General features: G+C 71.3%; 24 protein-coding genes and 2 pseudogenes. 14 read left to right on the forward strand and 12 right to left on the reverse strand.

What is annotated here, in order from left to right:
- Nucleotides 1–7 precede the first annotated feature (7 nt).
- The 5 genes and pseudogenes from ACZ4VA_RS20510 to ACZ4VA_RS20530 all read right to left on the reverse strand — a co-directional run bounded on the left by ACZ4VA_RS20510 (nt 8) and on the right by ACZ4VA_RS20530 (nt 3,879).
- Nucleotides 8–688 (reverse strand): DUF3618 domain-containing protein, encoded by a 681-nt coding sequence (locus ACZ4VA_RS20510; protein ID WP_355779733.1) that lies wholly within the window; start codon nt 686–688, stop codon nt 8–10.
- Nucleotides 664–1,101, reverse strand: a complete 438-nt coding sequence (locus ACZ4VA_RS20515; RefSeq protein ID WP_468082313.1) for a phage holin family protein — start codon at nt 1,099–1,101, stop codon at nt 664–666. Before ACZ4VA_RS20515 ends, ACZ4VA_RS20510 begins: the two co-directional genes overlap by 25 nt.
- A gap of 1 nt (nt 1,102) precedes the next feature.
- Nucleotides 1,103–1,744: a hypothetical protein gene (locus ACZ4VA_RS20520; protein ID WP_355779727.1), complete on the reverse strand. Its 642-nt coding sequence runs from the start codon at nt 1,742–1,744 to the stop codon at nt 1,103–1,105.
- 403 nt (nt 1,745–2,147) lie between these two features.
- Nucleotides 2,148–3,038: pseudogene (locus ACZ4VA_RS20525) on the reverse strand (phytase); the annotation flags it as partial.
- Nucleotides 3,039–3,120: 82 nt separating this feature from the next.
- Nucleotides 3,121–3,879 carry an SDR family NAD(P)-dependent oxidoreductase gene (locus ACZ4VA_RS20530; RefSeq protein ID WP_468082314.1) on the reverse strand — a complete coding sequence of 253 codons (759 nt, stop codon included), beginning with the start codon at nt 3,877–3,879 and terminating at the stop codon, nt 3,121–3,123.
- Nucleotides 3,880–4,029: 150 nt separating this feature from the next.
- On the opposite strand from ACZ4VA_RS20530, the gene ACZ4VA_RS20535 reads away from it, so the two are divergent.
- Nucleotides 4,030–4,668: a TetR/AcrR family transcriptional regulator gene (locus ACZ4VA_RS20535; protein ID WP_389391540.1), complete on the forward strand. Its 639-nt coding sequence runs from the start codon at nt 4,030–4,032 to the stop codon at nt 4,666–4,668.
- An 88-nt stretch (nt 4,669–4,756) separates the two neighbouring features.
- Here ACZ4VA_RS20535 and ACZ4VA_RS20540 read toward each other — a convergent pair whose 3' ends face one another.
- Entirely contained in the window at nt 4,757–5,980 is a 1,224-nt protein-coding gene (locus ACZ4VA_RS20540; protein ID WP_468082315.1) for a cation:proton antiporter, read from the reverse strand.
- Between the two features lie 22 nt (nt 5,981–6,002).
- A complete protein-coding gene (locus ACZ4VA_RS20545) occupies nt 6,003–6,149 on the reverse strand; it encodes a hypothetical protein (RefSeq protein WP_356169880.1) in 147 nt (48 codons plus the stop codon).
- 267 nt (nt 6,150–6,416) lie between these two features.
- Between ACZ4VA_RS20545 and ACZ4VA_RS20550 the strand changes: the two genes are divergently transcribed.
- A complete protein-coding gene (locus ACZ4VA_RS20550) occupies nt 6,417–7,607 on the forward strand; it encodes an MFS transporter (RefSeq protein WP_356169877.1) in 1,191 nt (396 codons plus the stop codon).
- A gap of 319 nt (nt 7,608–7,926) precedes the next feature.
- Nucleotides 7,927–8,694 carry a tetratricopeptide repeat protein gene (locus tag ACZ4VA_RS20555; protein ID WP_468082316.1) on the forward strand — a complete coding sequence of 256 codons (768 nt, stop codon included), beginning with the start codon at nt 7,927–7,929 and terminating at the stop codon, nt 8,692–8,694.
- Between the two features lie 185 nt (nt 8,695–8,879).
- Here ACZ4VA_RS20555 and ACZ4VA_RS20560 read toward each other — a convergent pair whose 3' ends face one another.
- Together ACZ4VA_RS20560 and ACZ4VA_RS20565 are read right to left on the reverse strand one after the other, a co-directional pair.
- Complete coding sequence (locus ACZ4VA_RS20560; protein WP_356169872.1) at nt 8,880–9,158, reverse strand: GlsB/YeaQ/YmgE family stress response membrane protein; 279 nt, start codon at nt 9,156–9,158, stop codon at nt 8,880–8,882.
- A 290-nt stretch (nt 9,159–9,448) separates the two neighbouring features.
- The gene (locus ACZ4VA_RS20565; RefSeq protein WP_355795494.1) at nt 9,449–9,850 is read right to left on the reverse strand and encodes an excalibur calcium-binding protein; all 402 of its coding nucleotides are present in this window, start codon (nt 9,848–9,850) and stop codon (nt 9,449–9,451) included.
- Between the two features lie 174 nt (nt 9,851–10,024).
- Here ACZ4VA_RS20565 and ACZ4VA_RS20570 point away from each other — a divergent pair.
- The 6 genes and pseudogenes from ACZ4VA_RS20570 to ACZ4VA_RS20595 all read left to right on the forward strand — a co-directional run.
- Nucleotides 10,025–10,207, forward strand: a pseudogene (locus ACZ4VA_RS20570) (DUF2269 domain-containing protein); the annotation flags it as partial.
- 287 nt (nt 10,208–10,494) lie between these two features.
- A complete protein-coding gene (locus tag ACZ4VA_RS20575; protein ID WP_356169868.1) occupies nt 10,495–11,040 on the forward strand; it encodes an ATP-binding protein in 546 nt (181 codons plus the stop codon).
- Nucleotides 11,041–11,235: 195 nt separating this feature from the next.
- Nucleotides 11,236–12,042: an MBL fold metallo-hydrolase gene (locus ACZ4VA_RS20580; RefSeq protein ID WP_356169865.1), complete on the forward strand. Its 807-nt coding sequence runs from the start codon at nt 11,236–11,238 to the stop codon at nt 12,040–12,042.
- A 397-nt stretch (nt 12,043–12,439) separates the two neighbouring features.
- The gene (locus ACZ4VA_RS20585) at nt 12,440–12,883 is read left to right on the forward strand and encodes a VOC family protein (protein WP_355791969.1); all 444 of its coding nucleotides are present in this window, start codon (nt 12,440–12,442) and stop codon (nt 12,881–12,883) included.
- Nucleotides 12,884–13,024: 141 nt separating this feature from the next.
- The gene (locus ACZ4VA_RS20590; RefSeq protein ID WP_468082317.1) at nt 13,025–14,500 is read left to right on the forward strand and encodes a dihydrolipoyl dehydrogenase family protein; all 1,476 of its coding nucleotides are present in this window, start codon (nt 13,025–13,027) and stop codon (nt 14,498–14,500) included.
- Between the two features lie 438 nt (nt 14,501–14,938).
- Nucleotides 14,939–15,496, forward strand: a complete 558-nt coding sequence (locus tag ACZ4VA_RS20595) for a CGNR zinc finger domain-containing protein (RefSeq protein WP_355791975.1) — start codon at nt 14,939–14,941, stop codon at nt 15,494–15,496.
- Nucleotides 15,497–15,551: 55 nt separating this feature from the next.
- Here the strand turns inward: ACZ4VA_RS20595 and ACZ4VA_RS20600 are convergent, their stop codons facing one another.
- Nucleotides 15,552–15,920, reverse strand: coding sequence for an SgcJ/EcaC family oxidoreductase (locus tag ACZ4VA_RS20600; RefSeq protein ID WP_468082318.1), 369 nt, complete (start codon nt 15,918–15,920; stop codon nt 15,552–15,554).
- Nucleotides 15,921–16,182: 262 nt separating this feature from the next.
- Nucleotides 16,183–17,106: a LysR family transcriptional regulator gene (locus tag ACZ4VA_RS20605; protein ID WP_468082319.1), complete on the reverse strand. Its 924-nt coding sequence runs from the start codon at nt 17,104–17,106 to the stop codon at nt 16,183–16,185.
- Between the two features lie 426 nt (nt 17,107–17,532).
- Here ACZ4VA_RS20605 and ACZ4VA_RS20610 point away from each other — a divergent pair, with 426 nt between their 5' ends.
- From ACZ4VA_RS20610 to ACZ4VA_RS20620, 3 genes are all read left to right on the forward strand, one after another.
- Nucleotides 17,533–17,835 carry a muconolactone Delta-isomerase family protein gene (locus ACZ4VA_RS20610; protein WP_356241252.1) on the forward strand — a complete coding sequence of 101 codons (303 nt, stop codon included), beginning with the start codon at nt 17,533–17,535 and terminating at the stop codon, nt 17,833–17,835.
- 251 nt (nt 17,836–18,086) lie between these two features.
- Entirely contained in the window at nt 18,087–19,262 is a 1,176-nt protein-coding gene (locus ACZ4VA_RS20615; protein ID WP_468082359.1) for a YbfB/YjiJ family MFS transporter, read from the forward strand.
- A gap of 389 nt (nt 19,263–19,651) precedes the next feature.
- Nucleotides 19,652–20,053: a MarR family winged helix-turn-helix transcriptional regulator gene (locus ACZ4VA_RS20620; protein WP_468082320.1), complete on the forward strand. Its 402-nt coding sequence runs from the start codon at nt 19,652–19,654 to the stop codon at nt 20,051–20,053.
- A gap of 128 nt (nt 20,054–20,181) precedes the next feature.
- On the opposite strand, the gene ACZ4VA_RS20625 is transcribed toward ACZ4VA_RS20620, so the two are convergent.
- Nucleotides 20,182–20,433 carry a DUF5133 domain-containing protein gene (locus ACZ4VA_RS20625; RefSeq protein WP_468082321.1) on the reverse strand — a complete coding sequence of 84 codons (252 nt, stop codon included), beginning with the start codon at nt 20,431–20,433 and terminating at the stop codon, nt 20,182–20,184.
- Nucleotides 20,434–21,191: 758 nt separating this feature from the next.
- On the opposite strand from ACZ4VA_RS20625, the gene ACZ4VA_RS20630 reads away from it, so the two are divergent.
- Together ACZ4VA_RS20630 and ACZ4VA_RS20635 are read left to right on the forward strand one after the other, a co-directional pair.
- Nucleotides 21,192–21,749: a DUF3291 domain-containing protein gene (locus ACZ4VA_RS20630; protein ID WP_468082322.1), complete on the forward strand. Its 558-nt coding sequence runs from the start codon at nt 21,192–21,194 to the stop codon at nt 21,747–21,749.
- A 21-nt stretch (nt 21,750–21,770) separates the two neighbouring features.
- Nucleotides 21,771–22,301: a GNAT family N-acetyltransferase gene (locus tag ACZ4VA_RS20635; RefSeq protein WP_355793538.1), complete on the forward strand. Its 531-nt coding sequence runs from the start codon at nt 21,771–21,773 to the stop codon at nt 22,299–22,301.
- Nucleotides 22,302–22,322: the final 21 nt, after the last annotated feature.

Below are 22,322 nucleotides of genomic sequence, written 5' to 3' on the forward strand. Positions count from 1 at the left end.
CAGCGGATCACAGGCCTCCGCCGGACGGCCGCCGGGCCTCGTCGGCGATGTTCTGGCCCGAGGACCGGGCCTGATCCGTGACGTGCTCGGCCTTGCCCCGTGCCTCTTCCTGTGTGGTGCGCGCCGCGTCCACCGTCGTCTCCTTGACGCTCTGGGCGGCGTCCTGCGCGACTTCGGTCGCGTCCTGCTTGAGCTGCTGGGCCGATTCCACCGCGGCCTGCTTGACCGGTTCGATGACACCGTCGGCGCGGTCGGCGAGCTGCGCGGCCGCCTGCTCCTCGGCCTGCGTGGTCGGGAGGAGGGAAGCCGCGAGCAGCCCCGCTCCGAAGGCGATCAGACCGGCCGCGAGAGGATTGCCCTGGGTCTGGCGCATCGCCTGCTCCGGCATGTTCTGAACGGCTTCACCGGCCTGGCCCACCGCCTGCTTGGCGGTGTCGGTGGCCTGTCCGGCCGATTCCTGGAGGGACTGGGTCGCCTGGCGGGTGCGGTCGGTGGCCTGGCCCGCGGTCGTGGAGGCGCTGCCCATGACACGCTCGCGCAGCCCGGTGACGGCCCCGCGGACGTGCTCGGTGCGGCGGCGTACGACCCGCGAGGGGCTGGTGCGGTCCGCCAGCCGGTCCACGTCCTGAGAGAGCTTCTCCCGCGTCGCTTCGATCTCGGCCCTCACTTGGTCGGGTGACGTGCCCATTCCGCGTCCTCCTTCAACGTCTCGACGGTCTGCTCGGGCTTGGGTGACACCGTCTTCATCTGGGAGCGGCCCTTCGCGTACAGGACGGCCCCGATGACGGCCCACACGGCGGTGACGATGAGTGCCGCCCACGCGGCGTCCATCACGTTGGCGAGGCCGAAGACAGCGGCCAGCGACAGGAAGAGGGCGACCATGTAGCCGGCGAAACCGGCGCCGCCGTACATGCCCGCGGCCTTGCCCGCCTTCGTGGCCTCCTCGCGGACCTCTACCTTGGCCAGCTCCACCTCCTGGCGGAACAGTTGCTGCACGTCGGCGGTGATCGTGGAGAGCAGCGCGCCTACCGACTGGTCCCCGCCCTCCGACCGTCCCTGTCCGTATCCCTGCGACCCCGGCGGGGGGTATGCCGACGCCATCTCACACCCCCGGGTGCGGCGGCACCGGCGGCGTGGTGGGCGGTACGACCGGCGCGGGCGGCACCCCCTGGGACGGTGGCAGCGGCATCTGGGGAGGCGGTTCTATGGACTGCGGGGCGGTGGAGCCCTGCCCCGTCCGTACGCCACCGGTGGAGCCGGACTGGCTCGCCTTCTTCCCGGCCTTCGCGAGCCGGCCGACGAGCAGCCCGGCCGCGACCGCCCCGCCCAGGAACGCGCCGGGGCGGCGCCTGGCGAACTGCTGGAGGTCTTGGAGCGCTCCGTCGACACCGCTCTTGTCCAGGTAGTCGGCGGCCCGGTGGCCGCCGCCCGCCGCCTGGTCGACCAGGGCACGGGCCGGTGAGTCGCCCGGCGCGTTGTCGGCGAGCCCGGTCAGGTCCTGCGCCCACTGCCGCAGCGTTCCGGACAGCCGCTGCACCTGGCCGTCGGCCTCAGCGCGGACCCGGTCCTGAAGGTCCCCGAATGCCGAGCCGACCTGCCGGCGCGCCTCGTCCGTCACGTTCCTGGCCTGATCTACGGCCGTCGACGTGACGTCACTCGCGGCCTGCTTCACCTGCCCAGCGGTCTGGGACACCTCCTCCTTGGATGTCTGCGTCGCCTGTTGCACACGTCCCGTATCGGTCATGAGCCCTCCTCCTCGGTCCAGGCCCAGTCCGCCGTCGACGCCGTGGCGCGGTGGGCGCCACGTCACCGGCAAGGTGAGAACCGGGGTGAAAACGTGTTGTCGGCGCCCCGGGTATCCACCCCGTCGTCGTAGGAAACGAGGTGATGCCCTCCGATTACGGGAGTGAGGTGACATGCCCGGAATTCGCGCACACTCCGCCTTCGTCACCGTTCGGCATATGGGATGCGCGATCGCCCCTCCTCCCTGGTGGGGGCCGCGGAACGGTGGCGAGGGCGGCCCGCACCGCCGAGCGGCTCGTCCGGCAGGAAGCGGTGGAACATGCCGAACGGCGCGGAGGAGTCGTCGGTCTCGTGGACGGCACCGCTCTACGGGTCGACGGCGACCGACTCGTGGGCGAAACGCCCCCGGTGGCTTCGCGCTCCTCGTCTTCGCCGTCGGTCACGGCGGGGGGGTCGTGGCCGTCCTGGACGACCAGCAGGCCTTGCGGATAGCGGCTGCCCAGTGGGGCGTTGAGGACGGCGGCACCGTCGCACTGCTCGGATCCGTCGAACGTGCTGCTCGCGGCCACGATCCGGACGCCGCCTTCGTACTCGTTGTCCTCGTCGGTCCCACGGTCGTAGAGCACGAAGGTGTCGTCGCCCTGGCTGGAGGCCATGAGGTAACCGTCGCCGTCCGGTACTTGGAGCAGGGTGAGGCCCTCGACGTCGGCGGCCAGCCGGGTGCCGTCGTAGCCCGGGTCCGCGCCCGGGGTGCACTCCCCGGTGACGTCGTCATAGGTGCCCGGGACGCCGAACTCCCTGACCTTGTCGACCAGGACGGGTGGGCCGGTGAGCTCGGCGCGCAGCCTCCAGATGCCGACGTCCTCCTGTCCGGCGTAGAGCAGCCGTGCGCCGGGTCCGCCACCGTCCCCTCGCCCTGCGGGCCTCGCCCGGTTCACCGCACGGGGTCCAGGAGGTGCCGGCGGGGAGACGGAAGGCGGACGGCAGGTCGAGGGTGCGGATCTGGCGGTAGCCGACCGTTCCGGCGAAGGCGGGCCGCAACTCCAGGAGCGCGAGGCGGGTTTCGTCGCGGCGGCTGACCAGGGCGTACGCGCGTCCGGTGGCCCGGTCCGTCCAGGTGGCGAGGCCATAAACGGTGGGCTGGTCGCTGATCTCGTCCCGGTTCGAGGAGAAGACGGCGGGAGCGGACGGGTCGGTCACGTCGGTGAGGGGGCGCCGGCACCGGACGGGGCGACGCGGTAGACCCGGAGTCTGTCGTTGCCGCGATCACTGACGACCGCCAGATCCGACCGGCCGTGGCGAGCGGGAAGCGGGATACGAAAGCGTCGGCGGCTACACCCCAGCCAGCCGCGTCACCAACCCGTCCGATCAGCACACCTAGAGCAGGGCGCCTCCTGAGACTTCGAGGCGCTGGGCGGTGACCCAGCGCAGGCTGTCGGAGGCGAGGGCGGCGATGGCGTCGCCGATCTCGGCGGGTTCGCCGACGCGACCCAGAGCGGTCTGCGCCGCCAGCCCCGCTCGCATGTCGGTGTCATCGCGCATGGCGCCGCCGTTGAAGTCGGTGGCGGTCGGCCCCGGGGCGACGGAGTTGACCCGGATGCCGCGCGGCCCCAGTTCCAGGGCAAGGGTGCGGCTGAGTGCCTCGACGGCGGCCTTGGACGCCGAGTAGACGGCGGTGGCGGGGCTGGTGTGGCGGGTCAGGGAGCTGGACACGTTGATGACGCCGGCGGGGTCGGCAAGGAGCGGCAGCAGAGCCTGGATGAGGAAGAACGTGCCGCGAACGTTGGTATCCATCATCGCGTCGAAGTCCGCGACGCTGACCTGCTCCAAGGGGCCGAAGATCCCCACCCCGGCGTTGTTCACCAGGATGTCGAGCCGTATGGCGTCCCAGAGCCGCAGATGGTCGCCGAGCTCTGCCGCGAAGAGAGGGAACGAATCGACGTCACTGATGTCGAGACGCAGCGCGAGGGCGGCGGACCCGGCCGCCCGCACCGCCTCAACGGTCTCCCGCGCCCCCGCCTCGTCGCCCCGGTGCGTGACGATCACCCTGGCCCCGCGCTGCGCCAGCGCCACCGCCGTACCGCGGCCCAGCCCCCGGTTGGCACCGGTCACCAGCGCGATCTTCTTGCTGTCCATGCAACGACTCCTCGGGCGGAAAAAGGAAAGAGCCCGCCGGGCTCACTGCCACGGCGCGGGCTGCGAGTCGACCGACTCGCCTCTTTCACCGTAGGGTCACCCCAGAGGCGAGTCAAGTGACTCGCCTCGCCACCCAGGCATACTGTCCTCATGGCAGAAGGACTCTCCGACCACCACCGTCGGCTGGCTCAGCAGAAGCGGGAAGCGATCACCTCGTCCGCCACCGCACTGTTCCTGGAACGGGGATACGGGGGGACGTCGCTGGCCCGGATCGCCGAGGCGGCCTCCGTGTCGAAGTCGACGCTGTTCAAGCAGTTCCCGACCAAGGCCGCCCTGTTCGAGGCCATCGTGACCGAGTCCTGGCAGCAGGGGTCCGGCGAGGCACCGGCCCGGCCCCCGGCGGGCGACCTGCGTGCGGGGCTGGAGGTCATCGGCCGCCAGTACGCCGAGCTGATGGGCCGGCCCGGCATGACGGCCCTGTTCAGGATCGTGATCGCCGAGCTGCCGCGCCTGCCCGAGCTGGGCACGATGCAGTTCCAGCTGGGCAAGCTGCCCTACTTCGACTCCGTGCGGCTCTACCTACAGGCGGAGGACGAGGCCGGCACCGCCCGCGTGCCCGACGCGGAGAGTGCCGCGAACCAGTTCCTCGGCATGATCGCCAACTTCGTCCTGTGGCCCCGGATGCTGCTCACCGACTGGGACCCCGGCGCGCGGGAGACGGGCTACGCCGTCGACGAGGCCGTGGAGACGATGCTCGCCCGGTACGGCACCGACCGGCAGAATCCGTAGACCCAAGGGCCGCCCGACCGTGCCGCTGCGTGCGTCCGTGCGGCGGGGATGAATCTGGCCTGAGTTCGCGCGCGAACGCCTACCCCCCTCACCACGTCTCCGCGTCCTTCGCCGTGCCGAGGTCCGGTTCCTCGCGGGCCGTGGGTCCGGTGGACGACCGCACCCGCATCGCCAGCAGCGGGAGTACGAGGACCGAGATCATCGCGGCGCCCACCAGCGCCGCGGCGGCGTCCGAGCCGAGCACCTTCTGGTCGACGCCGATGGTCGTGATCGCCGCGACGAGCGGGAGGCACGTCGACGCGAAGAGGGCGAGCGCGGCCCGGTCCGGCCGCGTGAGGTCGCGGGGAGCGAGCAGGTAGACCGGGCCGCCGCGCACCAGCACGACGAGCAGCAGGAACACCGGCACGAGCAGCAGGGCCCCGAGGTCGTGCAGCAGCGCGTGCAGGTCGAACTCGATGCCGGTGACCACGTAGAACAGGGGCACCAGGAAGCCGAATCCCATGGCCTCCACCTTGCCCAGGACCTCTTCGCTGCTCTCGGGCGCGGCTCGGTGCAGGACGAGACGCGTCAGGACACCGGCGGCGAACGCGCCGAGCAGCACGTCGAGACCGAAGACCTCGGCCAGTCCCAGCATGCAGGCCAGCAGCAGCATCACGAAACGGACCGCGAACTGCCCGCTGCTGTGCAGGGTCCGCTCGGTCAGCCGGGCGAACCACGGCGGCCTCGGGCGCAGCGCCCAGAACACGGCGCCGGCCGTGATCACACCGAACGCGGCGAGCAGGGCCGCGGACTCCCCCGGACGGCGGCCGCTGAACAACAGGGCCACGGCGACCACGGGGCCGAACTCCCCCACCGCGCCGAACGACGACATCACGGTGCCGAAGCGGCCCCGCAGCTGGCCGCTGTCGCGGAGCATCGGCAGGACCGTGCCGAGCGCCGTGCTGGTCAGCGCGGTGCCGATGACGAACGCCTCGTAGGCGTCCCCGCCGCTGATCGGGAAGGCCACCCCGATGCCCACCGCGAGCGAGACCAGCCACGCCCACACGGAGCGGCGCAGCGTGTCACCGCGTACCGCCGCGAAGTCGATCTCGTAGCCGGCCAGGAAGATCAGCATGGACAGTCCGAGGTCGGCGAGGGTGTCGACGACCTTGTCGGGCTGGGCCCAGCCGAGGACGTCGGGACCGATCAGAATGCCGAGTCCGATCTCGAAGATGACCAGCGGCACCCTGATGTGGCGGCCCGAGGCGTAGACGAGCAGAGGCGCCAGGACGGACGCCGCGAGGATCAGGACGAGGGTGCCGGGGTGGGTCATCAGCGGCTCGACGGACGCCGGATCACGGCGCGACGACGGCGAACTGGGCCTCCACCGCGCCGAGATGGCGACGACGGAGCGGTCCGGCGAACAACCGCACCGTGACTCCCGTCTCGGCCTCGGGACGCCGATCCAGGCCCTCGGGACCGGACCGCGTGTGCTGTGGCATGGACGTCTTCCTCCCGCGTGGCATGCGCCGGCCGACGACGCCGGGGCTGCGGCGCGCGGCCCTGTGCCACTCTCACCCGGGCCTCGGGAGCGGACCACCGGGTGTACGCCGTCGGAGGGAGACCGGCGGTGGGTGGCGAAAGCGCGAGCTCGGCGCGGGCTAGCGGTGGACCGGCAGACGTGCGCGTGAGCGTGTCATCGGCAGCCCTCGCTCCCGACGGCACGCCGATCACGGTCCGGGTGGCCGGGCGGGGTTACGGTCGGCGGCATGGACAGTGATCGCCGTGGCTGGCTCCCGTGTCTGCTGGGCGGGGCGGTGTTCGCCGTGTGCATGGCCGGCACCACGCTGCCGACTCCCCTCTACGGCCTGTACCAGGAGAAGTTCGACTTCTCCGAGCTGACGGTCACCGTCGTGTACGCCGTGTACGCGTTCGGAGTCATCGCCGTGCTGCTGGCGGCGGGCAACGCCTCGGACGCCATCGGCAGACGGCCCGTCCTGCTGTGGGGTCTGGGCTTCGCGGCGGCGAGCGCCGTGTGCTTCCTGGCCGCCCAGGGGCTGGGCTGGCTGTACGTGGGGCGGCTGCTGTCGGGCCTGTCCGCCGGCCTGTTCACCGGGGCGGCGACGGCGTACGTGATGGACCTGGCGCCGCGGGGTGCCGCGGCACGGGCCACTTTGGTCGCGACGGCCGCCAACATGGGCGGGCTCGGCTGCGGCCCGCTGCTCGCCGGAGTGCTCGCCCAGTACGCGGACTGGCCGCTGTACCTGCCGTTCGTCGTGCACCTCGCCCTGGTGGCCTGCTCGGCCGCCGTCCTGCTGTGGCTCCCGGAGACGGTACGCGAGCGACAGCCGCTGAGGAGCGTACGGCCACAACGACCCAGCCTTCCGCCTCAGGTCAGGTCGGTGTTCGCGCCCGCCGCCATCGCCTCGTTCGTGGGCTTCGCGCTGTTCGGGGTGTTCACCTCGGTCAGTCCCGCGTTCCTGGCGCAGTCGTTGGACGTGCACAACCACGCCGTGAGCGGGCTGGTCGTCGCGCTGGCCTTCTTCGCCTCGACCGGCGGGCAACTGGCCGTCGGCCGGGTCGGGGTGAGCCGGTCCCTGCCACTGGGCTGTGCGCTGCTCTTCGCGGGGCTGGCGCTCCTCGCGGGCGCGCTGCGGTGGGACCTGCTGGTGCTGGTGGTCCTGGCCGCGGTCGTCGGTGGCGTCGGGCAGGGGCTCGCCTTTCGTGGCGCGCTGTCCGCGGTGGCCGGCGCGTCCCCGCCCGAGCACCGTGCTGCCGTGATCTCGACGTTGTTCGTGGTGGCTTACGCGGGCATCTCGGTGCCGGTCATCGGTGTGGGGCTGCTGACGGAACCGCTCGGGCTGGAGGGCGCGGGACTGGTGTTCATCGCGTGCATGGCCGTACTCGTGACGACCGCCGCCGTGTATCTGCTGCGGCGACCGGTGCCGACGGACAAGTAGTGGGGTGAGTGCGGTATCCCGCGTACCGGTGCCCACCGCGCCGGGTTCCGCCCGTCGTTCCGCCGCAGGCCCGACAGCGCCGACCGGACCACACGTACGCCGTGTACGCCCCGCTGATCTCAACACAGCTCACACTCTGTTCACTTGGGCCCTCAGGCGCCCTTGAGCCGGATGAACGCGGGCCGCCGCCGAACACAACGGCCAGGCCCATGTACCGTCGCTCCTCGTGGAGTTCGTACGGATGCGCGGTGTGCGGTGGTGGCCCCGGCGGGACGCGAAGGGATTCTCCGAATCCCAGACGGCGGCCCTCAAAGAGCTCTTGAGTCTCGTCAAAGCGGACAGGTACGAGGAGGTCGAGGTCCGGGCACGTGCCCTCGCGACCGTGCCCCACCGCAACGGAGGCCGGGACGCCATGACCGTGTGGCTGGCCAGGACGTTCGCGGCGTCGGCGGCCGTGCTGCACGGACGCGGGGAGGATGTCCTGCCGGAACTGGACGCGCTCTCGGTCGAGTTGGCGCACACCAGCGGCACCGACCGGACCGTCCTGCTGGTGAACCGGGTGAGCCGTGCCACCGTCCTCATCCGCCTGGAGCGCCACAACGAGGCAGAGGCCGAGGTGTCCGACGTCCTGCGCGCTGTGACCCGGTTGGCGCATCTGACGGACGTGTGGGACGTCGAACTGTCCGCCTTGGCGTGCCTGGCGGAGGTCCTGTGCGCGCAGGGCCGGTACGAGGAGGCCGAGGCCGTGGCACGGGGACATCTGCCGCGCGCGAAGGGCAGCAGGGCCACCTCCCTGCGGTGTCTGCTGGCCCAGAGTCTGAACAGGCAGGGCCGGTACGAGGAGGCCCTGGCCGAGTGCCATATCCCCACCGCGCCCGTCTCCCGGGCCGGAACCGGACACCTGGGTATGGTCACCGCCGACGCCCTGCACGGCCTGGGCCGCCGCGTCGAGGCGGAGACCACGGCGCGGCAGGCGCTCGACGACTGCGAGCGTCTTCTCCATCCGTCCCATCCCCGCATCGGCAAGATCCGCGCCCTGCTGGCCGACATCACCGCCGAGGAGCCCCCGGGCGAGGGTTCCAACTGAGCTCGCCCGCAGGGCCTGACCCCGGCCGGGCACGCCGTCGACGGGGAGACCCGCTCGCGCGACCTCCCGCGATCATGCGTTGCGGCGCCGGGCATCCTGCGCGCACGGACTTCGTCCGCGAGTGTCGCGGGACAGACGTCGGCAGGCCCCGCCCGGAGAGGGCGGGGCCTGCCGAGACGGGTAGGTCAGGCGTGACGGTGCGAACGCCGATTGCCCGTGACGAGTCGGTACAGCACGAGCAGGATCAGGGAACCGACGATCGCCGCCACCCAGGTCGACAGCTCGAAGAAGCCGTCAACGGAGTCGACGTCGAAGAGGACCTTCCCCAGCCAGCCTCCCAGCAGGCCGCCCGCGATACCGATCAGCATGGTGATGATGATTCCGCCCGGGTCTTTACCGGGCAGCAGCAGCTTGGCGATGGCACCGGCCAGCAGGCCGATCAGAATCCAGGCGATGATGCCCACGACTCCTCCTCAGACAATCGGAAGTGCGTTCATCCTCCGACTGCACCCAGAACGTGAACATAAACATTCCATAAGCCAATCCGCTGCCTGGGAATCTTCGAGGGCGGAGGTGCGAGGACGTGCCCGACGGCCCGGACCACCCCGAGGACCGACGCACCCTCCGCCGCACCGCTGTGGGCCGGACCAGCCGGGATGACTCCGCAGAACTCGAGCGGGACCGGAACGATTCTCACCGGCGTGCACCGCCCAGGACCCCCAGACTCCAGACCCGTCTCGCTCGTCCGGGACTGTCAGCCGCGGCGCATCCGCCTCAGCACCACGACCGCCGCGAGCACGCCGGCCGCGGTGAGTCCCGCACCCAGACTCACGTCCCAGACGGACGGACCGGTGTGGACGGCTCCACCCGTACCGCCCTGAACACCACGGGTGGGGGTGAGGGGCACCGGGACAGAGGCTCTGCTCGGCGAGGCGGTAGGGCGGTGCGGCAGGACCTCGCACGCGATGCCGTCGTCCACGCCCCGGTCCTCGTCCAGACGGTTCGGGTCCGCGGGGTTCGCGTCGAAGACGGCCTGCGCGTCCTCCTGGTAGACGAAATTGCGGCAGTCGAGGTCCTGAGCGTGCGCGACGCCGGACAAGGGAGCGACCGATGCGATCGCGGCGACTATGCCGCCCACAACTCCACGGCGACTCATGTAACGCCTCCTTCCAGCCTGGAACGGCTGACGTCCCGACGCTAGAAGCGGCCGCTCGGCACGGCCCGCGAGGCTGGGCCGAACGAGTGCGTCACCGACCGTGCACGCCGTGTGCCGCCCGGGAAGACGCGGTTTTCCACGGACACCGGTGACCACCGAGAAGCAGGCCCGCCCGCGCGCGATCCCCTGCCCGACGCCGGCGATCTCCTGTTCCGGCCGATCGTCTCCCTGTCCGCGTACGTCTTCATGGTGGTGATCTCGGTCCTGAAGCCCTGGGGGCCGACGCGACGGGGTCGCGAACTGCGTACGTCCGCCCCTGACGCGATCCGGGCCGCGCGCAGCCGCCGGACGACGTGAGCAAGCGCGCAATCGCGTGCGGGGCGTCGGGCTGAGCCGAGGGCCGGAACGCTCTGTCGGCGCGGTCGCCGGTCCCGCCCGCGCCGGCACCGGTGATGCCGCCGCGCGCGGGCCGCCGGCGGGCTCCAGCGCCGCCGGAAGCGTCGCCGATCCTCGTCCCGGGGCGTCTGCGAGACCGGTCGCACTCCCCTCCCGGCCTTTAAAGTGGGAGACCTGGGGTATGTGGGCTGTCGTGCCGACAGCACGACAGTGACAAAGCACCACAGATCGACAGGGCGTGTTTACCCATGGTCATCCCGCTTGGGAAGCAGGCGGCGGATGAGCACGGGCCCGACTCGAACGTGACGCCGAACTGGGAGATCTCCTGGGACGGCGGTGCGATGACAAGCGCGCGAGCGCGCCACGCGGCGAGCGCGTTCCTCGAGCGGACCCGGCAGTCCGGCCTGATTTCCCCCACCCCCCACGACATGCAGAACGTCCAACTCGTGGTCAGTGAACTGGTGACGAACGTGTTGCGCCACACGTCCGGTACCGGCAGCCTGCGCATCGAGCTCGCTCCCGACGGCACCCAGGCCCGGATCACCGTCCGGGACACCTCCCCCTGCACACCCCGGGTGCTGGAGCGGGACCCCGGGCGCCTCGGCGGTCACGGCCTGGAGATCGTCGAGGCCGTCAGCCGAAGCCTGAGTGTCGAACCGGGTCCGGACGGCACCGGCAAAATGATCATCGTGGACATCCCCCTCACCCCGGCGGAGCCCGCCAACTGGTCCTCCGGGCAGACGCGGGTCACCGGCGCCGGCCGGCAGACGGCGCGCTCCTCCCAGGACGCCTGAGGCCCGTCGGGCGACAGCTCAAAGGTGCGCTGACCGCCCGCGCCGACGGTTGCGGTCGCCCCGCGTGCGACCCGGCCTCCGCCGCCTCCAGCCCCGGGCCCAGGGCGGCGGCTCCCCGCCCACTCGAACTACGCCGCAGGGGCATGACAGTTACAGTGAGTCTCCAGAGAGGCAACTCACCAGCGAGGTGCGGTCATGGCTCACGCAGTCAGTTCCGAACGCCGACCCTGTGCCGTCTCGGTGCTCGGCGGACCGACCACCGTCATCGACATCGGCGGTCTGCGGCTGGTCTGCGATCCCACATTCGACGACGCCGGTGACCACGGCTACCTGACGAAGACCGCGGGGCCCGCGGCGACCGAGGCGGACCTCGGCGCGGTCGACGCCGTCCTGATCAGTCACGACCTGCATCCCGACAACCTGGACACCCGTGGCCGAGCCTTCGCGCTGGGCTCCCCGCTCGTACTCACCGGCCCTGCCGCCGCCGCACGCCTGGGCTCACCCGCGCAAGGGCTCGCGACCTGGGACATGGCCGCCCTCGACCGGCCCGACGGCGGAACGCTCGAAGTCTGCGCCGTCCCCGCCCAGCACGGGCCCGACGACGGAGAGCGCGATCAGGACGGGCACGTGAACTGCGAGGTGACCGGGTTCGTACTGCGCGGCTCCGGTCTGCCGACCGTGTACGTGAGCGGTGACAACGCCTCCGTCGGAATCGTCGCCAGGATCGCCAGGCGCATGGCGCCGATCGATGTCGCCGTGCTGTTCATGGGCGCGGCGCGGGTGCCGGCCAAGATGGGCGGGCGTCCGCTGACCCTGTCCGCGCAGCGGGCGAGCGCCGCCGCGTCCGTACTGGGCGCGCCCGTCGTGATCCCAGCGCACTGCGACGGTTGGGCGCATTTCAGTGAGGAACGCGGCGACATCCGGCAGGCGTTCGACGACGCGGGACTCGCCGGGTGCCTGCGCACGGCGGACAACGGCACCTGGATCGACCTGCCGTTCTGAGCGTCGGCAACTCCACGTCCCGCAGGTGCTGCTGACGGTGGCGCCGAAGCCCGGAGCGGCCGGAGTCGCCCGGCTTGTGCGTAAAAGTGGCGCCGTCGAAGTCCCGCAGTATCGTGGAGTGGTCTTCAGGCCGCGCCGCCTCCGCGGATCCGGCGTGGCATCGGCGCCTCGGGCGGCTGTCGCACGGCCGCGCTTCCGCACTCGCGGCGCCGGGCAGGACCGTACAGCTTTCTGTGCGCCCCACCGCGGCGCACTCACATCGGCGCCACCCGCGCTGCCGGGACGAGCACCACTTTCCGTCCCGCGGGCGCACTCCTCTTCCCCACGCGGGAACGGGAGTTGCGGCGACCGGCGCGAGTTGCGCGCACGACTGCCGACAGGGCAGGAGGACTCCACCGTGGACATGAGACTCGAAGTCGTGGTCATCCCGGTCGCCGACGTCGACCGCTCGAAGGACTTCTACAAGGCACTGGGGTGGCGGCTGGACGCCGACTTCGACGCCGGTGACGGCTTCCGTGTGGTGCAGCTGACTCCCCCGGGTTCGTCGTGCTCGGTGATCTTCGGAAACAAGGTCAGCTCGGCCGCACCGGGTTCCGCGGAGGGCCTGCACCTCGTGGTCTCGGACATCGAGGCCGCGCGGGAGGAGTTGGCCCGCGGCGGAGTCGAGGTGAGCGAGGTCTTCCACGACGCGGCAGGGGTCTTCCACCGTGCCGGCGGCGAGAACCAGGTGCCGGGGCCGGATCCCGAGCGGCGCAGCTATTCGTCCTTCGTCTCGTTCACCGACCCGGACGGCAACGCCTGGACGGTGCAGGAGATCACGGAGCGCCTTCCCGGACGGTGACGCTCAAGCCCCTCGTGCGCGAGACGGGGCACGTGGGCGGTACGAATGATCGCTCCGGCGGCGTGGCTCCGGCCTGTCACTTACGGTGCCGCGTCGGTGTGACAGGCAGACCGGAGGTTCCGGCGACGAGGGAGAGCACGCATGGCCGCGACCGTGGATCCGGACCGCTCGGAATGGGATGTGATCGTTCTGGGGGGTGCCGCCGCTGGCGAGAACGCCGCACAGTACGCCGGTCAGTTCTCCGGACTGTCCGCGGTGCTCGTGGAGGACGAACTGCTCGGCGGCGAATGCTCCTACTGGGCCTGCATGCCCAGCAAAGCGCTCCTGCGGCCCGTCGAGGTCGTGGACTCCGCGGCCCATCTGCCGGGAGTCTCGGCCCGGTTGGACGCCGCCGAAGTCCTCGCCCAGCGTGACACCGTGATCAACGGCCTGGACGACGGTTCACAGATCTCCTGGGCCCTCTCCGCAGGCATCGACGTCGTTCGCGGCTATGGGCGGCTGGCGGGTGAGCGCACGGTCGTCGTCAGCCGCCCTGACGGTTCGACCAGGACGCTGACGGCCCGCCACGCCGTGGTCCTCGACACCGGTTCCCGTCCCGCCGTACCGGACATTCCCGGGCTGCGCGCGGCGTTGCCATGGACGTCACGTGACGTGACGACGATGCGCGAGGTGCCGCGACGCGTGGTCGTCCTGGGCGGTGGCGTGGTGGCCTGCGAGGCGGCCACCTGGCTGCGCGGCCTCGGCGCCGACGAGGTGTCGGTCGTCTACCGCGGCGACCGCCTCCTGCCCCGGCTGGAGCCTTTCGCGGGCGAACTGGTCGGCGAGGACCTGCGGGACAGCGGGGTACGGCTGTACGCGGGGCGCAATCTCGCCCGCGTGGAGCGGACCGGTCCCAGCGACACCGGCCATGGGCGCGTCCACGGCGGGGAGATCCGCGCGACGCTGGACGACGGCACCGCCCTCGTCGCCGACGAGATCGTCGTGGCCACGGGCCGCGTCCCCAACTCCGAGGACATCGGCCTCGACACCGTCGGGCTGAGCCCCGGCGGATTCGTCGGCGTCGACGACCACCAGTGCGTGCGGGAGGCCGACGGCCACTGGCTGTACGCCATCGGCGACGTGTGCGGCCGGGCACTGCTGACGCACATGGGCAAGTACCAGGCCCGTATCGCGGGCGATGTGATCGCGGCGCGCGCACAGGGCTCCGCCGAACTGCCCTCCTCCGCCGCCGGGCACGTCGGACTGCCCCAAGTGGTGTTCACCCACCCGGAAGTGGGCAGCGCAGGGATGACCGAGCAGCAGGCGCGGGACGCCGGCATCGACGTCGAGGCCGTCGAGTACGACCTCGCCGCGCTCGCCGGTACGTACGTGATGCGCCCCGACTACCGCGGGCTCGCCAAACTGGTCATCGACCGTACGGACGACGTGGTGGTCGGAGCCACCTTCGTGGGAGCCGGGATCGCGGAACTCGTGCACTCGGCGACGACGGCGATCGTGGGGCGGATCCCGGTCTCCACCCTCTGGCACGTCGTCCCGAGCTATCCGACGGCCAGCGAGATCTGGCTCCGGCTCCTGGAAGCCCTGCGCGCCAAACGGCATACGGGCAAACCGAGTTGAGCCGGCACCCAGGCCCTCTGTCTGCGACACCAGAGCCCCCGCACATCCGCGTCACCGGCCCGATGACCGGGAACACACAAAGGATCACGCCCGCACCAATCACGCCACTACCTCGACAGGTGACACGACAGGGCCCCATAAGGCTCGTGGAACTCCTCTGCCCGCCTGGCACCCGACCTGGGCCTGTGACGACGGGCGTCGCCGCTCACCCTCCCTCCCCCACAGGTCGGCAACTCAACGCACCGGCCCGGGAGTTGCCCCGTCGGCACGTCAACTCCCATCACGGGCAGGGGGACGCGAGGACGTCGAAGGGCGCGGCACACACGTGCCGCGCCTGACCGGTTCGCCCCGGCCTACGCCGACTCATGGGCCGCGCGAATCCCGCCGGACCACCGGAGGCACTTGGCGGTTCCGGCAGTCACCTGTCAAAATAGTGATGTGAATCTAGACCACGTCTTCGTGTGCGGAAACCCGGCCCTCGACTTCGCCGCGACCCTCCGGGCGCGACGTTCGACGCGCTTCGAGATGTTCGCGGCGCCGGACAGACTGGACGCCTGGTACCTGGAGTCCGGGATCGTCGACGCCGTCTCCCCCAGCCAAGAGGCCGACGTGGAGCAGGCGAAGACCGTACGGGAGGCCGTCTACCACCTGGTCACCGACCGCCGCCTCGGCGAGGAGTACGCCAACGGGGCGCTGGCCGTGGTGAACGGCGCGGCGCGCAAGCCCTCCGCGGTGCCGCAGCTCACTCCCTCCGGGCGCTGGACGGCGGCCACCCCCGACGAGGCGCTGTCCACGATCGCCCGGCTCGCCATCGAGCTTCTCAACGGGCCCGACGTGCCTCTGCTCAAGGAGTGCGGCAACCCCGAGTGCACCCGCGTCTACATCGACCGCTCACGGGGCATGCGGCGCCAGTGGTGCGGCATGGAGTCCTGCGGCAACAAGTACAAGGCCGCCGCGTACCGCGCCCGCAAGAAGACCGCCGGCGCCGCTCACTGACAGCGACGGCGCACTCGACGGACACACCCCCGGCCGGGGTGGGGCGAGGGGACCATCAGAGGCGCGAGACCTGGTAGTGCGCGATGAACCAGCCGTCGTCCGTGCGCTGAACCAGCAGGCTCAGATTGACGTCGATCGTGGGCCGGTCGGTGAACGAGAAGTCCACGCGGACATAGCCGAGGATGACGCCGTCGGCGAGGCGCCTGGTCTCGAGCAGGCGGTAGTCGGCCTCCAGGCCCAGGGGCTGGGAGTCGTAATAGTCCGCGACCGCCTGGCGGCCGACACCGTAGGGGTGCAGACCCTGGAAGATGGCGTCCTCGGTGAACAGGGACGCGACCTGCTGCGGTTCATGCTGGTCGACGCCGGCCTTCCACTGGTCGATGACGCCGCGCAGGATCTCTTCCGTGTCCGTCGTGCTGTGCATCAGGGTTCTCCTGTCGTTTCGGAACCGTCGCCCGGGCGTCGCTCCCGTCTGCTTCGACGGATGTCTAGGCGACCGGTCTACTAATGGACTCTAAGGCGCTGCGGGAGAAGAGTCAAAGACCCACGGACTGCGACATGGAACCGGTTTCCTCCCGTGTGCGAGGCACCGCCTCTCAGCGACACGCCACTTAGGGCCTGCCGTTTGGATCAGGCCGGCCGGGACGAACCCTCTGTAACCGCCGACCTGATCCAAACGACAGACCCTAGCGCCGGTACGGGTCCCCGACGGGGAGCCAGGCGTCGGGACCGTGGAGGGCGGAGTCCTCCACGCCGTCGCACAGCGCGTCGACCACGGCCAGGACCTCGGCGCGGACGTCGCTGCAGCGCCACACCAACGACCACGTCCAGTAGACCTCAGGTGCGACGACTCGGCGACGCACCAGGTCCGGAGGCAGCGGCGCGGTCTGCCCCTTGGGCGAGTTGACGACCGGGCGGCGGCTGTCGCGGACGTGCTGGAAGAAGGCCGGCCCGGTGACTCCGTTGTCGGAGATGCGTAGCGGCCGGGCGCCGGTGTCCCGGGCGAGTTGTTCGGCATACGCGTTCCAGGACGACCACGAGGTGGTGTCGCCGTCCAGCAGGACCACGGTGTCCCTGGCGGCCACGTCACCGGAGTCGTCCCCGGAGGCGACGGCATGCAGCCGGTCGGCGCCGAGGAACCGGGCGTGCAGGCCGTGCTTGTCGAGGTCTTCGGTGCGCACCCAGCACACGGCGAGGTCGAGGCTGCCGTCGGCCACCCGGGCGGCCTGCGTGTGGGACGGCGCGACCCAGGCGTCGACGTGGAGCTGGGCGACCGCCGAGGTACGGGTGGTCAGGTCCGCCGGAAGCCAGCTGACGTATCCCAGACGTACCGGCTCGGACCCGGACAGCCCTCGCGCGCGCTGCTGAAGGGCGTCGGCCTGCTCCAGCAGGGCGCGGGTATGCGGGAGCAGGGCCGAACCGGCGGCGGTGAGCGAGACCGAGCGGCGGTCGCGGTCGAACAGGCGCACCCCGAGGTCGCGTTCGAGCACCTTGATCTGCTGGGACAGGGATGGTCCCGCGATCAGAAGCCGCTCGGCGGCCCGGCCGAAGTTCAGCTCCTCGGCGACCGCGACGAAGTATCGCAATTGACGCAGCTCCACGGCCGCCATGCTACGGCCGGTGAGAGGCTGCGCCTACCAGCAGCGAGGATGCCGGTCGTAGCGCCCGCCGGGCGGCGAGCGCACCATGAGGGAGTGGAAGCCGTCCGACGACGCCCGACCGCACGGCCCTCCCCCGGACACGGGGCACGGCCGCCGGACCGTGGCGCTCGTGGGGCGCGGTGTCACTCGAACCCGTGCCGGGCCGGTGGCCGCCGTGGTGACGGCCACCGAACGGTCCCACCACGCCGGCGGCTCGGGTGTCGGCCCCGTACTCCAGCCCGGGAACAACGGTCGGGCGTGCCGACGGCCGACAGCTGCGACACCTTCCCAGGCCCGGGCAATCCGTCGGCCGACCAGCCAGTTCCACGACGGAAGGCCACCACCAAGCACGGCGCACGGGTCCTGCCCGGACGCCTCACAGAGCGGAGCAGCACCATGCAGGAGTTCCTGGTCGAGATCACCACCACGGTGCCCGACGGCACGAGCCAGGAGGAGGTCGACCGGCGGCGTGCCGCCGAGGCCGTCCGCGCCCGCGAGCTCGCCTCCACCGGCCATCTCGGGCGGATCTGGCGCCCGGTGGGTGAACTGCGCAGCATCGGAATCTGGCGGGCCGACGACGAGGAAGAGCTGCACGAGAAAGTCCTGGGCACCCTGCCGCTGAGCCCCTGGATGAGCTTCGTCGTCACCCCGCTCGTGCCCCATCCGAACGACCCGGGCCGCACCGACGACAACCGGTGACGGCGCGCTGCCCGGTCCTCTCCCACGCCTTCGGGCGCCGTGGCGGCACCGGCGACAGCGCCCTCACAGTTCCGAAATGACCGTCAGTCCGCACCGCGGCGGCCCACCGAGGTCGCCGCGTGTCTCCGCATGCCCACAAGGACTTCGCCATGACCGTACGGCCTTCGCGCGCTCCCTCCGTTCGAGGAGCCGGATTGGCGTCCTCACCCTGGGGCCACGTCGCCCAGGCGGCCGCCGCCCTCGCCGCCGGAATGGGGGTCGGGCGGTTCGTGTACACGCCGATCCTGCCGCTGATGCACGTCCAGGCGGGCCTGTCGGCGGGGGACGGCGCACACCTGGCCACGGCCAACTATGTGGGCTACCTGGTGGGCGCGTTCGCGGGCATCCTCGCCCCCGCGCTGGTCCGCTCACCGGTCCTGCTCCGCGCGTCCCTGCTCGTACTCATCGCGACCCTTGTGGCGATGCCCCTCACCCACGCCACGGAAGTGTGGGTCGTGCTGCGTCTGCTGGCGGGAGTGGCCAGCGCACTGATCTTCGTGATCGCGGTCAGTTCCCTGCTCAGCCATCTGCGCGAGCATCCCGCCCACCTCCCCGGCTGGGCCTTCGGCGGGGTCGGTGCCGGCATCGCCCTGTCCGGGCTGCTCGTCCTCGCGCTGCGTTCCACCGCCGACTGGCGGGCCGCCTGGTGGGCCGCCTGGTGGGCTTCGGCGGTCCTCGCCGCCGTCCTCGCCGCCGGTGCGTGGAACCTGCGCCCCGAGTCCGCCCCCGCGAGCGTTCCCGAGGCCACCGGCGCGGTGGACCGGCCGGCTCCGCGCCCGCACCGGTGGTTCACCGCCCTGTTCGCCTCCTACACGCTCGAGGGCGTCGGCTACATCGTCGCCGGCACCTTCCTGGTCGCCGCGATCGAACAGGGCTCGCCGGGCCGGGCGGGCAGCGGGGCGTGGGTGCTGGTGGGCGTGGCGGCCGTACCGTCCTCGGCCCTGTGGTCCTGGCTCGGGCGGCGCTGGTCCCGGCCCGGCCTCCTGCTCGTCGCCCTCACCGTGCAGGCCGTCGGCATCGCCCTGCCCGCGCTGGTCGGCGGGGTGGCGCCCGCACTGGTCTCGGCGGTCCTGTTCGGCGCGACCTTCATCGGCATCAGCACGCTCGCGCTCGCCACGGGCGCGCACCTGCAATTCCCGCGTTCCGTGGCGCTGTTGACCGCCGGGTACTCCGTCGGCCAGATCGCCGGACCCCTCGTCGTCGCACCACTGCTCCGCCACGGCTACCACCAGGCGCTGCTCGTGGCGGCCGCCGTGGTCCTGGTCGCCGCCGGAGCCGCCGCCGTGCTGCGCGTCGGCTTCCCGGGCCTCGGCGCGTCAGCACGGACCCCGGTCGTCGTACGTCGATCGACACCGGAGGCGCCCTCCGGGGACCGGACGGGCGCCTGAGGGACGTGCGTTTCGCGCTTCATGTGACGGATTCACCGACGGCCTACCCCGCAGGTGTGCAGCTGGGCCCCCGCGGGGCAGGCCGGCAATGGCAGGGCCCGCCCGGATGCGTGCCGCGGCCCTGCGTCGCGTGGCTCCCGCGCCCGCTCGACGCGGGAGACACGTTCATGACGGCTCCCCGGTCGGGCGGAGAAACGACGCCGATGTGGTCATGCCAGTGCTTGGGCCCGACCGCCCCGAGGCACGTGATCGGCCCGCCACAAGCATGCTTGCCCGGGCAAATAGAATCCCAGTTTGTTTGACTTGTCAAGGAGTACAGTGGGGGCATGCCGTCGCCCGCGTCTCAGGACCTCCGCCCGCAGCCCCTCAATCCGAAGGAGGAGGCACTCATGCGCGCGCTGGGACGCGTCATGTTCGCCCTGCCCCGGCTGATCGACGCGGACATGGGCGGTGAGGGACAGTTGCCGCTGTCCGGGTACACCCCGCTGATGCACCTGTCCGAGGCTCCCGGACGGCGGATGCGCATGAGCGAACTGGCCTACGCCTGCGACGTCTCGCTCAGTGGCATGACCCGTGTGGTGACACGACTGGAGAAGCGGGGGCTGGTGCTGCGGGCCAAGTGCCATGAGGACGCGCGCGGCTGGAACGCCGTACTGACCGAGCCTGGTCTCGCCTGTCTGGAGGAGGCATGGCCGGCGCATTTGTTCAGCGTGCGGCGGCACGTCTTCGACCACTTGGAGGGTCACGACCTCGTAGAACTCGCCGCCGCGCTCAGGAAGATCGCGAACTGAGGAAACCCGTCACGGAACGGGGTGCGTTACGCAACGGCCGGACCAGGGACTGCTCCGCACGGGGACGCGCCAGCCGTCCGGGTCCCCCGAGGAGCCGCCGGACGACCGGGGCCTCGGAGGGGAAGGCGTCAGGCGGCCAGTGCCGCGCCGTCTGCGGCCGTCGAGAGGCGGGAGGCGCGCTGCTTCCGGACGTGCCGGTCGAGGATGTCGTCGGCCTTGGAGACCGCGTCGGCGATTGAACGCGCGCCGGTCAGCGCGCACAAGGCACGAGTCACGTCGTCCAGTTCCCGCTGCCACGCCGGGGTGCTCTTCTCCGCGAGAGCGATGCGCGCGCTCGCGTACCGGGCGAGCAGCGTCCTCACGTGGCGGGGATCCGGCATCGACACAGTGACACCCTTTCGGTGATCTGCCTGAGCTGTTGATGTGCGTCTGCCCCGGCTCACCGATCCCATGCCCCTCTCCTGTCCCCCGGTTCGACGAACACCCCGATGGCACGCCTCCAGGGCCCGTCAGGCCGTGCCGACAGACGCAGGTTCCGGGGGCGACGGGTGCCCTCGCGCGCGGAGAGGTGAACGGGTCCCGCCCCGAGCGGATGGTGGGCGGGACCCGTTCACCTGCCATTCTCGGCGCGATGGGCGGCGCACGGCAGGGCGTGAGACCGCCGGGGCCGACAGAGGGAAGGACTCGAGGGGTGAACGGCACACCTCCCGTGTGAAGTGCGCCGTGTCCGGCGGCCGGCACGCTGCTCGGTCTTGTGGCCGTAGGCAGTCTTCTTCAACCGCACGCGTTCGGCGACACTCGGGGCTGTCGGACGAGGGGTGTGGACGGGCAGGCCTGCCGAACCGATCGGAGGAAGGGGATCACCGGTATCCGCAGCCGGCCCCTCCGGTCACCTCCCCAAGACCTCGCGATGACCGGTTCCGGAGGCCACTTTGACAGGAAAAGCGCAACTTCGACAGGGCGCGCGGAGGCAGCTACCTTCACCTGGTCTTCAGCAATCGCCCACGGTGGCAGGGGAGTTCCCTCAGGCTGAGCCGCCCGCTACAGCAGGGTCGGTCACGCCCCATGAACCCTCGCGCCCCATGCGTAAGCCACCGAACCGGGTCCACTCCAGGCACCCCCGATCAGGGAGAGACGCATGCCCCCACTCGCGCTGTACACGTTCGGCGTCCTGAAGTCCCCTCTCGCCGATCCCGCACCTCTCACACGCGAGTTCTACGACATCGGCGAGGCCGTCTACGAGAAGATCAGTCAGCACCCCGGACACCTCGCGCATGCTCAAGCGGCGGACGGTGAGCGGGGCTCGCACTTCGAGACGGACTGGGGAGCCTGGGGAGAGTTCGTCGTGCCGACCTGGTACGACAAGGGCCGTACGGTGGAAACCACCGCCCTGGCCGCGACGCTCTCGCTCTGGACCGGCCTGCGCCCCGCCTTCGACGCCATCTACACCGGACAGCACCGCGAGGCGCTGAACAGGCGTTACGACTGGTTCGAGAGGAGGGGGCACCCGGGCTACGTGTTCTGGTGGGTCCCCGACGGCGTGACACCCACCTGGCAGGACGGGGTGACCAGGCTGGAGCACCTCCACTCCCACGGCTCCACGCCGCGCGCCTTCACCTTCCACGACTCGTTCGCCCCTGACGGAACTCCGGCCAGGAAGAGTGGTGTTGGACCGAACAGCGACCGGGTCTACTGAACTGGCCACTAAGCTCCCGCCGTGAACGACGGCACGCATGACCTGCGGATCAGACCGGGCGGCCCCGCCGACGCACCAGCGGTCCTGGACATGCTCGACGCGGCCGTGGCCTGGATGAACTCCCGTGGCAACACCGAGCAGTGGGGCACGACTCCGTATTCGCAGACGCCGGGGGGTGTCGCACGCGTCGAGCGGTACACGACGGAGAACGACCCGTGGATCGCCGAACTGGACGGGGTTGTCGTCGGCGCCCTGGTCCTGGACTCCGGACCCAGCCCGCAGATGCCGATCGCACCGGCCGGGGAACCCGAGAGGTACGTCCGACTCCTTGTCTCCGACCGTCGGTACGCCGGCCTGGGCGTCGGAGCGGCCCTGCTGGCCCATGCCGCCGACGAGACCCGGCGGGCCGGCGTGGACCTGCTGCGGGTCGACTGCTGGGCCGGGGGCGGGGGTCGACTGGTCGCGTATTACCGGCGCAACGGCTTCACTCCCACCGAGCGGTTCCTGTCCGGGGCGTGGCCGGGTCAGGTGCTGGCCAGACGGGTGGCCTGACCCGCATGCGCCCGGCCACCG

Source organism: Streptomyces sp. NPDC028308 (assembly GCF_055565855.1).